Source organism: Brevundimonas guildfordensis (genome assembly GCF_014836405.1).
In the GTDB taxonomy this organism is placed as follows: domain Bacteria; phylum Pseudomonadota; class Alphaproteobacteria; order Caulobacterales; family Caulobacteraceae; genus Brevundimonas; species Brevundimonas guildfordensis.
Genome location: NZ_JACSQU010000001.1, coordinates 522,085 through 535,809, shown reverse-complemented (window position 1 = coordinate 535,809; position 13,725 = coordinate 522,085). Strand labels below are relative to the sequence as shown.

Sequence of the window (13,725 nt, the reverse complement as noted above, 5' to 3'; positions counted from 1 at the left end):
GCGGTTCATGAGCATGGCGCTCGATCTGGCGCAAGCGGCGGCTGAAGCTGGCGAGGTGCCGGTCGGGGCCGTGATCGTGGACGAAAACACCGGCGAAGTGCTTGGGCGCGGGCAAAATGGGCCCATCACAGCCCATGATCCGACCGCCCATGCCGAGATCATCGCCCTGCGCGATGCAGCGGCGACGTTGCAGAATTATCGCCTTACGGACCTGACTCTCTATGTCACCCTGGAGCCGTGCGCCATGTGCGCGGGCGCCATCAGCCACGCCCGCATCGGTCGGGTGGTCTGGGGCGCCGACGATCCCAAGGGCGGTGCCGTGCTCCACGGCGGGCGTTTCTTCGACCAGCCGACCTGCCACTGGCGGCCCGCGACCGAGCGCGGCGTCTTGGCCGACGCGGCCGCCGAGATGCTCCGCAGCTTTTTCCGTGTGCGGCGGAAGGCGCGGGCAGGAACGACGGGCGACACCGAGCGTTGAGCCTGCAAGCTTGACCTTGAGAGGGCCTACCTTGCCGACCCGCATCCTGTGGCCGACCGCCGCCGCTTCCGCGCTTGTTCTATTGTCGGCCTGCGGGGCCGAGCCGCGAGAGGCGCCGACCGATGGCGACGCGGTGCGCCAGCGGGCCGTCGAGGCTCAGACCGCCCGCCGCCGCACCGGCGCAGAGCTTCAGGATCGCGCCTTGAACCGCGTCATCCATGCGGTCTACCTGTGCAACAACTCAGAGCGGCTGTCGGTCGATTTCGATAATCCGCGCCAGATGGCGACCGTACGCAATTCCAACGGCGAGGCGGTCGACCTTCATCAGGAACGCGCCGCTGACGGCATCTGGTATCGCGCCTCGGGTTACGAACTGCGCGGCAAGGGCGTCATGGCGACGTGGAGCGCCGCCAACCGCGAACCGACCGACTGCCGGGCGGTCGACTAGGACGGGGACGGGGGCGGCAGGGTCACGCCGCGCCCTCGCCGATCAGGAAGGCCCGCACCGCCCCGGCGTCGACGTTCTTGTCGGTGAAAACGTCGCCTATGGCCCGCGCCAGGATCAGGGTCAGGCGCCCGCCCTCGGCCTTCTTGTCCCCCGCCATGCGTGCGATCAGGGCGTCGGCGGCGAAGTTATGATCCACGTCCGACAGCCGCGTCGGCAGGCCGGCGGCGCGGATGCCCGCCTCGGCGCGCTCGGCCTCGGCTGCCGAACACAGGCTCTGCTGCGCCGAATAGCGGAAGGCCATGGCGCAGCCCAGCGCCACCGCCTCGCCGTGAGTCAGGGTGTCTCCGAAAGCCAGCTCGGCCTCCAACGCGTGGCCGAACGTGTGCCCCAGGTTCAGCAAGGCCCGGCGGCCCGCCTCCTTCTCGTCCTCGCCGACGATCTGAGCCTTGATCTCGACCGAGCGGATCACTGCCCTTTCAAGCGCGTCCGGGTCGCCGCTTGCGCCCGCTGCGCCCTCCCCCCCGAGCCAGTCGAAGAAGGCTGCGTCGCAGATCAGGCCGTGCTTCAGGACCTCGGCCCAGCCCGAGCGCACCTGCCGGACCGGCAGAGTGGCGAGCGCCTCGATATCCGCCAGCACCCGGCGCGGCTGATGGAAGGCGCCGATCAGGTTCTTGCCGCGCGGGGTGTCGATCGCCGTCTTGCCGCCGACCGAGGAATCCACCTGCGCCAGCAAGGTGGTCGGGACCTGCACGAAATCGATGCCCCGCATGAACAGGGCCGCCGCCAGGCCGGCCAGGTCGCCCACCACGCCGCCGCCCAGAGCCACGACCATGCTCTTGCGGTCCAGGCCCTCGACCAGCAGACGATCCAGCACGGCCTCAAGCTGCTCAAACGACTTGGACGCCTCGCCCGCCGGGACCGTCACCATCCCGGTCGCCAGACCCGCCGCCGCCAGAGAAGCGCGCACGGTCTCGCCGTGAATGGCCGCCACCGTCTCGTCGCTGACGATGAAGGCGCGCGTCGGCTTCAGGGCGGCGACCTCGGCCCCCGCCGCCTTCAGCAAGCCACGCCCGACAACGACGTCATAGGGGGCGAAGGCGCCGCCCGAGACCAGGATCGTCGTCGTCATCGCTTGGTCTCCTGCCGCCCGAACCGGCGCAACTGTTTCAGAATGGCGTCCACGGCCTGGGCGTGCGAGCCGCCGCCGACGTCCACCATCACATCGGCCTGGCCGTAGATCGGATAGCGCGCGCTGGCCAACTCATTCAGCGCCGCCAGAGGGTCGCGTCCGCGCAATAAAGGCCGGGTGTCCCGCCGGCCCACCCGCTCGGCGATCACCTTGAGGTCGGCCTTCATCCAGACGCTGACGGCGCGTTGTTTCATCAGGGCGCGGGTATCGGGGTTGAGCACCGCCCCGCCGCCGGTCGCCAGCACGATCGGCGGCCCTTCCAGCAGGCGCTTCATGACCCGCGCCTCGCCAGCCCGGAACTCAGCTTCGCCGCGCGAGGCGAAGATCTCGCTGACGGTCATCCCTGCCGCTTCCTCGATCACCTGATCGCCGTCGGCGAAAGGCAGCCCCAGCCTTTGAGCCAGCCGCCGTCCCACGGTCGATTTTCCAACGCCCATCAGCCCCACCAGAGCTATGGTGCGCACCGAAGGCAGCGGGAAGGAATCAGGCGAGGCGTCGGAAGGCATGGTCCATATACCATCTACACGAGACGCCGCCCGGCTCCAGACCTCATGAAGGGAAGACCTCACACCGCATGACCCCGCAGATCGAAGCGTTCCTGGAGATGATGGCGGTCGAGCGCGACGCCTCGCCCCATACGCTCGCCGCCTATGGCCGCGATCTGGCCGATGCGGAAAACTGGCTGGGCGACGCCGGTGGCCTGATGGGGGCGCCGCAGGAGGCGCTGGAGGCGTGGTTCGCAGATCTGTCGCGACGCGGGTTGTCCGCCGCCACGGCCGCACGACGGCGCGCCTCGGTGCGGCAGTTCTATCGCTTCGCCCTGGGCGAAGGCTGGCGGACCGACGATCCGTCGCGCCGTCTCGACGCGCCCAAGCAGGGCCGCAGCCTGCCCAAGACCCTGAGCCGCGACGAGATCGAGGCCCTGCTGGCCGCCGCTGGCGCCGCAGACAGCGCAGCGGGCCTGCGCCTGATCGCCCTGGTCGAAATGGCCTACGCCTCGGGCCTGCGGGTGTCGGAACTGCTGGCGCTCAAGGCCGAGGCCGTGCGGCGCGATCCGGCCTATCTGATCGTGCGAGGCAAGGGCGGCAAGGAGCGGCTGGCGCCCCTGAACGCTGCCGCGCGTGAGGCCATCAAGGCCTGGCTCGACGCCCGCGACGCTGCGCGCAAGCCGAACACGCCCGACAGCGCCTGGCTGTTCCCCTCGCACGGCAAGAGCGGGCACCTGACCCCGCGCCGCTTCGCCCAACTGCTGGACCAGGCGGCCGTCTCAGCGGGGATCGATCCCGCCCGCGTCAGCCCCCACGTCCTGCGCCACGCCTTCGCCACCCACCTGCTGGAGGGCGGGGCCGACCTGCGCGTGGTGCAGACCCTGCTGGGCCACGCCGACATCTCGACCACCCAGATCTATACCCACGTCGCTGTCGACCGCCTGTCTCAAGTGGTTCACGCCAACCACCCCTTGGCGAAAGACGACTGAACCCGCGCTTGCTCCGAAGCGTTCGGCGCTCTAGGTTCCGCCGCCTTCCGTAGCGCCAAGCGCGCTTCTTCCTCACGGACGCCTAATGGCCACGCACTATCTCGAATTCGAAAAGCCGATCGCCGAACTGGACGCCAAGATCGCCGAGCTGTCGCTGCTGGCGCCGACCAGCGGATCGTTCGAGACCGAGATCGCCGCCCTGCGCAAGAAGGCCGACGCCATGCGCACGAAGGCCTACGCCAATCTTGATCCGTGGATGCGCACCCAGGTCGCGCGCCACCCGCAGCGTCCGCACTTCATCGATTACGTCGACGGCCTGTTCACCGACTTCGTGGAACTGCACGGCGATCGTCAGTTCGGCGACGACCAGGCCATCCTGGGCGGTCTGGCCCGTTTCCGCGGCCAGCCGGTCGTGATCATGGGCCACGAGAAGGGTCACGACACCCAGACCCGCATCGTCCACAACTTCGGCATGGCCCGCCCCGAGGGCTATCGCAAGGCCGTCCGCCTGATGGACATGGCCGAGCAGTTCGGCCTGCCGGTCCTGACCTTCGTCGACACCGCCGGCGCCTATCCGGGCCTCGGCGCCGAGGAGCGCGGTCAGGCCGAGGCCATCGCCCGCTCGACCGAGCGCGGGCTGACGCTGGGCGTCCCCTCCATCGCCACGGTGACGGGCGAAGGCGGTTCGGGCGGCGCCATCGCCATCGCCGCCGCCAGCCGCGTGCTGATGCTGGAGCACTCCATCTACTCGGTCATCTCGCCGGAAGGCGCGGCGGGCATTTTGTGGCGCGACGGCTCGCGCGCCAAGGACGCCGCCAACGCGATGAAGATCACGGCACCGGACCTGATCGAGCTGAAGATCGTCGATCGCGTGATCCCTGAGCCGCTGGGCGGCGCCCACGCTGATCGCGAAAAGGCGATTCACAACGTCGGCCAGGTTCTGGAAGAAGAACTGAAGGCCATGTCCGGCCTGACCGCCGATCAGCTGAAGAAACAGCGCGCCGACCGCTTCTACGCCATCGGCCGCCTCGGCTGAGCCGTTGCAAGGCGGCTCGACGGCGTCAAAGCTGCGCCGATGCGATTCGTCGAAGGTTCGGTTATGAGTGAATCGAGGCTCTCATGCGCGGCATGAACGGGGTCGGAGAAACTCTGCGTGAAAGCGCGGTCTTCAACTTCGATGGGGCGATGACCATGGTCATCGACGACTCCCCCTTCGCGATGGAGCTGACGGCGCAGGCGCTGCTGGGGTTCGGCATCAAGGTGCGCCACACCTGCGCCGACGCCGCAGAGGCGATCAAGATTCTGCAGAACCATCCGGTCGATCTGATCCTGGTCGACTGCGAGATGCCGGGCATGAGCGGCTATGAGTTCGTGCGTTGGCTGCGCCGCTCGGGGTTGGACCCGAACGCCTATGCGCCCGTCATCATGACCGCCGCCCACGTCCGACGCTCCAAGGTGTCGGAGGCGCGCGACTGCGGCGCCAACTTCCTGATTACCAAGCCATTTAGCGCTGGAGTGCTGCTGGAACGCATCGTTTGGGTGGCGAAGGACAATCGCCCCTTCCTGGAGGTCGGCGACTATTTTGGCCCAGACCGTCGCTTCAGGGAGGAACCCTGGCCCGGTCCCGAGCGTCGTTCAGAGGAGATCCGCAAGGCGGAGTTCGAAGCCCAGCGGAGAGGCTCAATCGATCTATGACCATCATCACGCACAATCGCCGTCGCTCACGCCTGTCGACCCTGATCGACCAGCCTGGGGGCGTGAGTGTCGGAACGGCGCTGAAGCGGGCGCACGTCAACCTGGCCGAATATGAGGCCCGCAGCCGTCAGGTCATCGAGGAACAGGTTTCTGCCTTGGCGGCCATGACGCCTCCCTCCGGTCCTGACGAGGCCTCCGCCGCACTGGATAAGGCCTATGGGCGGTCCAGCGCCGTGATCGATGCGGCCGGCCCCTTCGAGATGCGGGACATCTGCACCGCCGCCGCCAACCTGTGCGACCTGATCGACGCCGCGCCGGAAGATCAGGCGTTCGACTGGCGAATCGTCACCGTGCACGCGCAGGCGCTGCGCCTGCTGCTGACGCTCCCCACCGAGGCCGACGATGCGCGCGCTCAGGTGCTGGAAAGCCTCAAGGACGTGCTGAAGGCCAAGGTTCCCGGCGCCAAGGACTAGAGCTGAATCAGGTCTGAGGCGTCGGCGTCCTGGCGCCGCGCGTCTGCTTGCGCCACAGGGCCGCATATTCACCGCCCTGACGCGCCACCAGCTCATGATGCGCGCCGCGCTCGACGATGCGGCCGGCCTTGAGCACCAGGATCTGATCGGCGTCGGCCACGGTGGACAGGCGGTGCGCCACCACCAGGGTCGTGCGCCCTGCCCTGGCCCTGCGCAGCGTCTTCTGAATGGCCGCTTCAGTGCGGCTGTCCAGAGCGCTGGTCGCCTCGTCCAGGATCAGGATGCAGGGATCGGCCAACAGGGCGCGGGCGATGCCGACCCGCTGACGCTCGCCGCCGGACAGCTTCAGACCCCGCTCCCCGACGCGGGTCTCCATCCCCTCGGGCAGCCCGCGGATGAAGTCGGCCAGTTCGGCGCCCTCGGCGGCGGCCCAGATCGCCGCCTCGTCCGCATCAGGACGGGCGAAGGCGATGTTGGCGGCGATGGTGTCGTTGAACAGGGCCACGTCCTGCGGCACGAGCGCCACCGCTGAACGCAGCGACGCCTGGGTCAACCCGCGTGCGTCCCGCCCGTCGATCAGCACCGCGCCTTCCTGCGGGTCCAGCAGGCGCAGAGCCAGTTTGACGATGGTCGACTTGCCGGCGCCGGACGGCCCTACCAAAGCGGTTGTCGTGCCGGCGGGCGTGGCGAAGCTGACGTCGTCCAGCCCCGCCGCCCGCGCGTCGTGCCGGAAGCCCACATGATCAAAGACGATCTCGGCGCCGCAGCCGCTCTCAGGCCGGGTCAGGGCGACGGCGTCGGGCGCGTCGGCCACCTGCGGCGCTTGTCGCGTCACCTTCAGCATCTCCTCCATGTCGATGAAGGACTGGCGAATTTCTCGATAGGCGAAGCCCAGGATGTTCAGCGGCGCATAGAGGGAGATCATGATCAGCACGGCGGCCGTCACATCGCCCGGCCCCATGCGTCCGGCCGCCGCCTCGAACCCGGCCATGACCGCCATGGCTCCTAGGCCGACGTTCATGATCAGGCCCTGGATCAGGTTCAGCGCCGCCAGGGAGGTGTTCGCCTTCAGCGATGCCTGAACATAGGTCGACAGGGAACGGTCATAGGCGTCGGCCGCGCGGCTTTCGGCGCCGAACGACTTGACCGTCTCATAGTTCAGCAGTGCGTCGACCGACAGGCCCGCCGCCTCGCTGTCGGCGGCGTTCATGGCGCGCCGATGCTCCAGCCGCCAGTTGGCCATAGCGAAGGTCGTGACCGCATAAACCAGCACCACGGCCACAGCGACCGCGCCGAAGCGCCAGTCGTATTTGCCGCCCAGCACCGCCGCCGCCAGCACCAGCTCCAGCACCGTCGGTCCCAGGTTGAACATCAGGATGCGCAGCAGGAAATCGACGGCGCGCGATCCACGGTCCATCACCCGCGACAGGGCGCCGGACCGCTTGGTCTGGTGGAAATCGAGCGACAGGCTGAGGGCGTGTGCGAAGGTCTCGGCCGCCGTCTTGCGCTGGGCCGCCGCCCGCACGGGGGCGAACACGACGTCCGACAACTGGGGCGTCGCCGCTGACAGGAAACGCACCAACGCCCAGCCCACGGCGAAGGCCGCGAAGCCCAGCCCCACGGACGCCGCAGGGCCCTGATCCGCCGCCAGATGGTTGACCGCCGCGCCCAGCACCAGCGGAGCCAGCACGCCCAGCCCCTTGCCCGCCAGGGTCAGCAGGATCGCGCCTGTTACCCGCCAAGGCAGTTGCGGCGCGCCGGACCGCGCCACCACGCCGATCAGGCTCTTCAGCGCCTCCAGTGTCGGCGGCGCCTCCTGCTGGGAGACATCGACCCCAGCATTCATGGCCTTGGTCGCGACATCGCCGCGCCGTCCCGAGCGTTCACCTCGCATCGCCGCGCTCCGCCGTCGTCATGCCATCGAGACGGAACCGGACCGCCACCTCAGTTCAGGCTCGCCACGGCGTCGATGAGGGCGTCCACCGCCGCTTCTTCGGTCGCCCAGGAACAGACGAACCGCACCGAACCATCATCGAACTGATAGCAGGCCCAACCAGCGGCGTTCAGCGCCTGATGCGCCTCGTCCGGCATCCGCACGAAAACCGCGTTGGATTCTACGGGGTGAGCGAGAACGAACGACGTCCTCGCTTCAATGCCGTCAGCCAGTCGCTGGGCCATCAGATTGGCGTGGGCGGCGCCCGACAGCCAGTCATCGCTTTCCAGCAGGCCCAACAGCGGCGCCGCCAGCAACCGTCCCTTGGACGCCGTCTGACCGGCCTGCTTCAACCGATTGTCGATCCGTCGCGTCAGGCTCTTGTCCAAGATCACCAGGGCCTCGACGCAGGGGGCGCCGGCCTTGGCGCCGCCGAACGACAGAACATCCACGCCGAGACGCGCGATATTCTTGGGGTCGAAGCCCGCCGCCACGGCGTTGGCCAGCCGCGCCCCGTCCATATGGACGCCAAGCCCCGCGCGTTTGGCCGGCTCGATCAGGTGACGAAGCTCTTCTTCCGAATAGACGGCGCCATACTCCGTCGCCTGGGTCAGGCTGAGCGCGGCGGCCGGCTGGCGGTGGCCGACTACTGGCTCGTCCAGCGCGGCGTGCAGCGCCGCCACGTCGATCTTGCCCGAATAGCCGGGCAGACCGATCAGGCCGACACCCTGACCGAAGAAGCCGGGCGCGCCGGTCTCGTCGGTGCAGATATGGGCGGCGTGGTGGGCCAACACCGCCTCATAGGGGCGCGCCAGCATCGACAGGCCGATGGCGTTTGCCGCGGTGCCGCTGAACAAGAAGCGCACCTCGGCGTCGGCGTCCAGCGTCTGACGGATCAGGTCGGCGGCTCGCGCGGAGGTCTCATCAGAGCCATAGGCCCGCGCGAAGCCTGTGTTGGCCGCGATCAGGCTCTGAAGCGCCGAAGGAGCCATGCCCGCCGTATTGTCGGAACCGAAATCGAAACGCACGGGTCACTCTCCCCCTCGGCCGGACGGTCCGTCCTGAGCCGCATCGTTTTCTAGCGGGGCCATGACGACCCGCGCAAACCTGGCGTCCTTCGCCGGCACCTCGACCTGATGCGGGAAGGGAATCTCGATACCGGCCTCGTCCAAGGCCTCCTTGCCGGCCTGCATCAGGTCGGACTGGGTCTGCCACCAGTCGGCGTTGTTGACCCAGGCGTGGAGGGTGATCTGGACCGCGCTGTCCAACAGGCCCGTGACGCCGGTCCACGGCGCCGGATCCTTCAGGACTCTGTCGTTCACCCTGGCGACCGACGCCAGAACCCCACAGGCGTCCTTCAGGTTATCGCCATAGCCGACGGTGAACTGGATCTCGATGCGGCGCGTCCGCTGCCCCGTCACATTGACGATCACATCACTCAGCACCTTGGAGTTAGGAATGACGATCTTATGGTTGTTGGCGTTGGTCAGCTGGGTGGTGAACAGATCAAGCTTCTGCACCGTGCCGGAGGCGCCGCCCACGTCGATAGCTTCGCCCACGCGGTAGGGACGCAGGATCAGCAGCATCACCCCCGCCGCCACATTCGACAACGTCCCTTGCAGGGCTAGGCCGACCGCCAGCGAGGCGGCGCCCAGGACAGCAATGATCGAGGTCGTCTGCACGCCCAGGCGCTGCAGCACGGCGATCATGCCGATGATGATGACCACCACCCGCACGATCTGCACCATAAAGGCCAGCACCGTGGGATCGCGGCGCACCAGGCGCGTCCGGCCCAGGATCTTTCGCGCCGCACCCGAAGCCCAGCGCGCGGCGAGCAGCGTCAGGACGAAAATGATCGCCGCAACGGCCAGGTTGACGGCAAAATCGCCAAGCATATCCATAGCCTTAGCCAGGATGGCGGCGTCGATGCTCAGCTTTTGCTCACCTGCGGCCATCGCCTGAGCCAGAGGCTGGGACAGCACGACGGGGCTATGCAGGAAATTCAAGAGCATGGACCGGGTCTAACGCACGTGGAGCCGATTGGAAGCCCTGAAGCTCAAGCTTTTTCCACTGCGCTCACCCGCCCCCCGCCGCGCTCGATGGCATCCAGCAGGTCGAGAACGGTTTCCAGCGTATCCGCCTCACGCGCCGGCTTGTCCCAGCGGATACGGCTGACGCGCGGAAAGCGCATGGCGACCCCGGACTTATGCCGCGTCGAGCGCTGAAGCCCCTCGAAGGCGATCTCCAGAACCAGACCGAAATCCCGTTCGGCGCGAACCGCCCGAACGGGGCCGAAACGCTCAGTGGTGTGGTCGCGCACGAATTTGTCGATCTGTTTCAGCTCTTCGTCGGTGAAGCCGAAATAGGCCTTGCCGACGGGCGTCAGCGCGCCCTCCTCGGTCCAGACGCCGAAAGTGTAGTCGGAGTAGAAACCGGACCGTTTCCCATGCCCCCGCTGGGCGTACATCAGCACCGCGTCGATGACATGAGGATCGCGCTTCCACTTAAACCACGGTCCCTTCGGGCGGCCAGCCACATAGGCGCTGTCGCGGCGTTTCAGCATGAGGCCTTCGGCAGCGGCGCCGACCGGCGGATCCGCCCGCAGGGTCGCCAGATCGTCCCATGTCGCGTGCGTCAGCAGTTCTGACAGCGCCAATCTGTCGCCCGTATGCCCCGTCACGAGTTGTTCGAGCCGCTCTCGGCGCTCGGTCAACGGCAGCGAACGCACGTCCTGCTCGCCGTCGGCAAGCAGGTCGTAGGCGAGGATGGCCGCCGGATAGTCCTGCACCAGTCGCGCGCTGGCCGTCTTGCGGTTCAGCCGTTGCTGCAAGTCGCCGAACGGTGCGACAGCGCCGTCCCGCACAACCAGAAGCTCGCCATCCACCGCGCCTTCAAAGGCCAAGGCCTGAACGACGTCGGGAAAGGCCGCCGAGATATCGTCGCCGGTGCGGGAATACAGCCGCGTCACTCCTCCCTCGCGCACAGCCTGGACCCGCACGCCGTCCCATTTCCACTCGGCGAGGAAATCCGTCGGGTCCAGACGCGGCAGATCAACCGCCTCATCCAGAGCGGTCGCCAACATGACGGGACGGAAGCGACCGGGCGCCTCGGCGCTGGGGCGTTCGCCCCGCCCCTCCAGCCAGGCGAACAAGTCGCCATAGGGCGCGCTCAGCCCATGCCAGATCTCTTCAATGTCTGCGACGTCTATCGGCGGCAGGACGGCGGCCTGTTCGCCGCCTTCCGGTGTCGGGGGCTCGCTGACGGCGTCCGGCCGCATCATCGCTGTGGCCGTGCGCGCCAGACGCGCCGATACGCCGACGCGCAGACCGCCTGTGACCAACTTCAACAGCGCCCAGCGCCCCTTCGGCTCCAGCGCGTTCAGCCAGCCTTCGATCAGGCGCGGCGCCTCTTGCCGGCCTGCGCCCTGCAGCGCGTCCACGACCTCGCCCAGCGACGGCTCGCGGTTGGGCCGATGGTCGGGATCGGACGGCCAGATCAGAGCCACCGTCTCGGCAAGGTCGCCCACGTAGTCATAGGACCAGCCGAACAGCACAGGATCGACCCGCGCCTCAGCGGCCTTGCGGATCATGGCCGGCTTCGCTGCGGAGAACGACAGGTCACCTGTCAGCGCCGCCAGCGCCCAGCCCCGATCCGGATCGGGCGTCGACCGGAGGTAATCACGCAGGAGAACCAGCTTCGCCTTGCGCGACGCGGTCAGCGACAGTCGATCAAGCAGTTCGGCGAAACGGCGCAAATCGGCTCCTGAGATTCGGTCGTGGCCTTACGGAACGCCGAACCTCGCAAGCGTTTCCGTATCCGTCAGGCGGCTTCGCTCCCGACCAACTGTTGAAGCGCAGGCCGCCCGCCCTTGGCCTGGGTCATAAGACCGGCCAGACTGCGGAAATCGATCGGCTTGTTCAGGTAGGCGTCGGCGCCGGCCGCCAGGCCGGCTTCGTGGTCTTCGTTCCGGGCCGACGCCGATAGCACCACGATAGGCGTCTCGGCGTTGGCGCCGCCCTCGCGGATCAGACGGGTGGCGGTCAGGCCGTCCATGACCGGCATGTTCACGTCCATAATGATCAGGTCAAAAGCCTGATGGCGGGCGATTTCCACCGCCTCCTGGCCGTTCTCGGCCGTCGTGGTGCGACGTCCGGTCGAGCCCATCCACGCCTCTAGGATCATGCGATTGACCGGGTGATCTTCGACCACCAGCACCTTCATGCCATCAAGTTCGACCAAGTCGGCGTCAGCGTCGGCCTGAGCAACTTCATCCACCCAGCGGACGACTTCGCCCTCGACCGCGAAGGTGAAAACCGAGCCCTCGCCGACCTGGGAATTCACCGTGATGTCGCCGCCCATGATGTTGGCCAAACGTCGCGAGATCGTCAGGCCCAGGCCGGTTCCGCCAAACCGTCGCGTCGACGACGCATCGATCTGGGTGAATGGCTGGAACAGCTGGTCCATATCGTCTTCGGAAATCCCCGCGCCGCTGTCGTGCACGGCGAACTCGAACGCGACCCGACGCTCGGAGATCCGGCGGCTGCGCGTGACAAATCTTATTTCGCCACGTTCCGTGAACTTCACGGCGTTGGACAGCAGGTTCTGCACCACCTGACAGACCCGCAGAGGGTCGCCGCGCACGACGGCGGGCGTTTCGCCTTCAAACTCGGAAACGAACCGCAGTCCCTTGGCTTCGGCCTGCGCCTCAAACGGTCCGACGATGCGGCGATGAAGATCGTCCAGCTGGATGTCGATGGACTCGAAATTCATGCGTCCCGCCTCGATCTTGGTCATGTCGAGGATGTCGTTCAGCAGGCTCAGCAGATTGTCGCCAGAGTTGCGGATGATCGCCAGATACTCGCGCTGGGCGCCATCCAGCCGCGTCGCGCTCAACAGCTGCGCCGCGCCCAGCACCCCGTTCATCGGCGTGCGTAGTTCGTGAGAGATGACGCCCAGGAAGTTGGATTTGGCTTCATTGGCTGCGTTCGCCTTGTCCCTGGCCGCCTCCAATTCCTCGATGAGATGCGCCTGATGCTCCTGGAAAGCGCGAATGCGTTCCTCGCGCAGCATGGTCATAGTCACGAGCACGAACAGGGACGCGGCAGTGAACGGCGCCAGCATGAGGAAAGGCCAGAAAGCCACATCGCCGATGAGGGTCACCGCGATGATGGCGGCCGCCACCCCATAAGGCGACGAAATCACGATGGCCTGCTTTGGCGAACTCCGCAGTTGGGCGAAGACGAGCACATAGCCCGAGATCAGCAGCGCGATAGCGAGTTCGTGCCCGAAGTGGGAGCCGGAGAACCAGGCTATGAGCGGCGCGGCCGCCCAGGCCGCCGTCGTAAGGGCGCCAACGACCGGGAAGGTCAGGTCCCAGCCGGCTTCGGCGTTCTGGCTGCGGCTGATCCGCTTTTCCACGACGCCGCGCAGGGCGCCCGCCGCCAGGGTGCCGGCGAACCAGAGCAGGCCATGCAGAAGGCCTACTGTGGCGATCAGTCCCACAGCCCAACTGGTGATGATCAGATAGCGCAGATAGTGGGTCTGCAGAATCGCAGACAGGGCCTGGGCGGCGCTACCAGCCTCCTGGCCTTCAAGCCCCTTTCCTATGCCTTCGGAACCCACCATGCGACGCCCCCGCTCGCTGCAATATGCTTCGGGGGCGGACGCTATGGCCAAATGTTCTAAGAGGTCGTGAATGGGGAGAACTACGTAATCCCAAATCGGTGAATATCAGGCTCCCGCCTCTCCGGGGGTCTGAGCGCGGATGGATAGGGCGTGGACCGGGCCGTCGAGCTCCGCCTTCAACGCCGCATTCACCGCCCGCTGACGCGCGACGCGGTTCAGTCCTTCAAATGCCGCGGAAACGATCCTCAGCTGAAAGTGACTTTCCCCCCCGTCGTGGGCGTCGATCCCGCCTTCATGATGGTGACCAGCATGTTTCCAGCTGTCGTCTTCCAGCTCAAGCACGCTCGGAGCGAAGGCCGCAGTCAGTTTTTCACGGATAATCGTCGCTACGGGGCCATAAGACATCG

At 67.2% G+C, this 13,725-nt stretch carries 14 protein-coding genes; 6 read left to right on the top strand and 8 right to left on the bottom strand.

The annotated features are described in order from the left end of the window. Positions 1-7: 7 nt before the first annotated feature. Together tadA and H9656_RS02570 are read left to right on the top strand one after the other, a co-directional pair. Positions 8-478 (top strand): tRNA adenosine(34) deaminase TadA, encoded by a 471-nt coding sequence (gene tadA / locus H9656_RS02575; protein WP_191742702.1) that lies wholly within the window; start codon positions 8-10, stop codon positions 476-478. A gap of 31 nt (positions 479-509) precedes the next feature. Continuing rightward, positions 510-926 (top strand): MliC family protein, encoded by a 417-nt coding sequence (locus H9656_RS02570; RefSeq protein WP_191742701.1) that lies wholly within the window; start codon positions 510-512, stop codon positions 924-926. A 22-nt stretch (positions 927-948) separates the two neighbouring features. Here H9656_RS02570 and aroB read toward each other — a convergent pair whose 3' ends face one another. Both aroB and H9656_RS02560 read right to left on the bottom strand, forming a co-directional pair. Beyond that, positions 949-2,055: a 3-dehydroquinate synthase gene (aroB, locus tag H9656_RS02565; RefSeq protein ID WP_191742700.1), complete on the bottom strand. Its 1,107-nt coding sequence runs from the start codon at positions 2,053-2,055 to the stop codon at positions 949-951. Next, positions 2,052-2,621 carry a shikimate kinase gene (locus tag H9656_RS02560; protein WP_191742699.1) on the bottom strand — a complete coding sequence of 190 codons (570 nt, stop codon included), beginning with the start codon at positions 2,619-2,621 and terminating at the stop codon, positions 2,052-2,054. Before H9656_RS02560 ends, aroB begins: the two co-directional genes overlap by 4 nt. Before the next feature lie 68 nt (positions 2,622-2,689). Between H9656_RS02560 and H9656_RS02555 the strand changes: the two genes are divergently transcribed. From H9656_RS02555 to H9656_RS02540, 4 genes are all read left to right on the top strand, one after another. After that, positions 2,690-3,592, top strand: a complete 903-nt coding sequence (locus H9656_RS02555) for a tyrosine recombinase (RefSeq protein WP_191742698.1) — start codon at positions 2,690-2,692, stop codon at positions 3,590-3,592. An 85-nt stretch (positions 3,593-3,677) separates the two neighbouring features. Further along, complete coding sequence (locus H9656_RS02550) at positions 3,678-4,628, top strand: acetyl-CoA carboxylase carboxyltransferase subunit alpha (RefSeq protein WP_191742697.1); 951 nt, start codon at positions 3,678-3,680, stop codon at positions 4,626-4,628. 83 nt (positions 4,629-4,711) lie between these two features. Continuing rightward, entirely contained in the window at positions 4,712-5,287 is a 576-nt protein-coding gene (locus H9656_RS02545; RefSeq protein ID WP_191742696.1) for a response regulator, read from the top strand. Further along, a complete protein-coding gene (locus H9656_RS02540) occupies positions 5,284-5,760 on the top strand; it encodes a chemotaxis protein CheE (RefSeq protein WP_191742695.1) in 477 nt (158 codons plus the stop codon). Before H9656_RS02545 ends, H9656_RS02540 begins: the two co-directional genes overlap by 4 nt. A gap of 7 nt (positions 5,761-5,767) precedes the next feature. On the opposite strand, the gene H9656_RS02535 is transcribed toward H9656_RS02540, so the two are convergent. The 6 genes from H9656_RS02535 to H9656_RS02510 form a co-directional block, all read right to left on the bottom strand. Then, a complete protein-coding gene (locus H9656_RS02535; RefSeq protein WP_191742694.1) occupies positions 5,768-7,654 on the bottom strand; it encodes an ABCB family ABC transporter ATP-binding protein/permease in 1,887 nt (628 codons plus the stop codon). Positions 7,655-7,704: 50 nt separating this feature from the next. Further along, positions 7,705-8,721: a threonine aldolase family protein gene (locus H9656_RS02530; protein ID WP_191742693.1), complete on the bottom strand. Its 1,017-nt coding sequence runs from the start codon at positions 8,719-8,721 to the stop codon at positions 7,705-7,707. A 3-nt stretch (positions 8,722-8,724) separates the two neighbouring features. Next, positions 8,725-9,705 carry a mechanosensitive ion channel family protein gene (locus H9656_RS02525; protein WP_191742692.1) on the bottom strand — a complete coding sequence of 327 codons (981 nt, stop codon included), beginning with the start codon at positions 9,703-9,705 and terminating at the stop codon, positions 8,725-8,727. 44 nt (positions 9,706-9,749) lie between these two features. Then, positions 9,750-11,447, bottom strand: a complete 1,698-nt coding sequence (locus H9656_RS02520) for a cisplatin damage response ATP-dependent DNA ligase (RefSeq protein ID WP_191742691.1) — start codon at positions 11,445-11,447, stop codon at positions 9,750-9,752. A gap of 65 nt (positions 11,448-11,512) precedes the next feature. After that, positions 11,513-13,318: a response regulator gene (locus tag H9656_RS02515; RefSeq protein WP_191742690.1), complete on the bottom strand. Its 1,806-nt coding sequence runs from the start codon at positions 13,316-13,318 to the stop codon at positions 11,513-11,515. 105 nt (positions 13,319-13,423) lie between these two features. Further along, positions 13,424-13,723 carry a BolA family protein gene (locus H9656_RS02510; protein WP_191742689.1) on the bottom strand — a complete coding sequence of 100 codons (300 nt, stop codon included), beginning with the start codon at positions 13,721-13,723 and terminating at the stop codon, positions 13,424-13,426. Positions 13,724-13,725: the final 2 nt, after the last annotated feature.

Excerpts from the sequence above, each read along its gene's own strand:
- tadA (WP_191742702.1), top strand. The coding sequence starts at position 8 with ATGAGCATGGCGCTCGATCTGGCGCAAGCGGCGGCTGAAGCTGGCGAG.
- aroB (WP_191742700.1), bottom strand. The coding sequence starts at position 2,055 with ATGACGACGACGATCCTGGTCTCGGGCGGCGCCTTCGCCCCCTATGAC.
- H9656_RS02560 (WP_191742699.1), bottom strand. The coding sequence starts at position 2,621 with ATGCCTTCCGACGCCTCGCCTGATTCCTTCCCGCTGCCTTCGGTGCGC.
- H9656_RS02555 (WP_191742698.1), top strand. The coding sequence starts at position 2,690 with ATGACCCCGCAGATCGAAGCGTTCCTGGAGATGATGGCGGTCGAGCGC.
- H9656_RS02550 (WP_191742697.1), top strand. The coding sequence starts at position 3,678 with ATGGCCACGCACTATCTCGAATTCGAAAAGCCGATCGCCGAACTGGAC.
- H9656_RS02545 (WP_191742696.1), top strand. The coding sequence starts at position 4,712 with ATGCGCGGCATGAACGGGGTCGGAGAAACTCTGCGTGAAAGCGCGGTC.
- H9656_RS02540 (WP_191742695.1), top strand. The coding sequence starts at position 5,284 with ATGACCATCATCACGCACAATCGCCGTCGCTCACGCCTGTCGACCCTG.
- H9656_RS02535 (WP_191742694.1), bottom strand. The coding sequence starts at position 7,654 with ATGCGAGGTGAACGCTCGGGACGGCGCGGCGATGTCGCGACCAAGGCC.
- H9656_RS02525 (WP_191742692.1), bottom strand. The coding sequence starts at position 9,705 with ATGCTCTTGAATTTCCTGCATAGCCCCGTCGTGCTGTCCCAGCCTCTG.
- H9656_RS02515 (WP_191742690.1), bottom strand. The coding sequence starts at position 13,318 with ATGGTGGGTTCCGAAGGCATAGGAAAGGGGCTTGAAGGCCAGGAGGCT.
- H9656_RS02510 (WP_191742689.1), bottom strand. The coding sequence starts at position 13,723 with ATGTCTTATGGCCCCGTAGCGACGATTATCCGTGAAAAACTGACTGCG.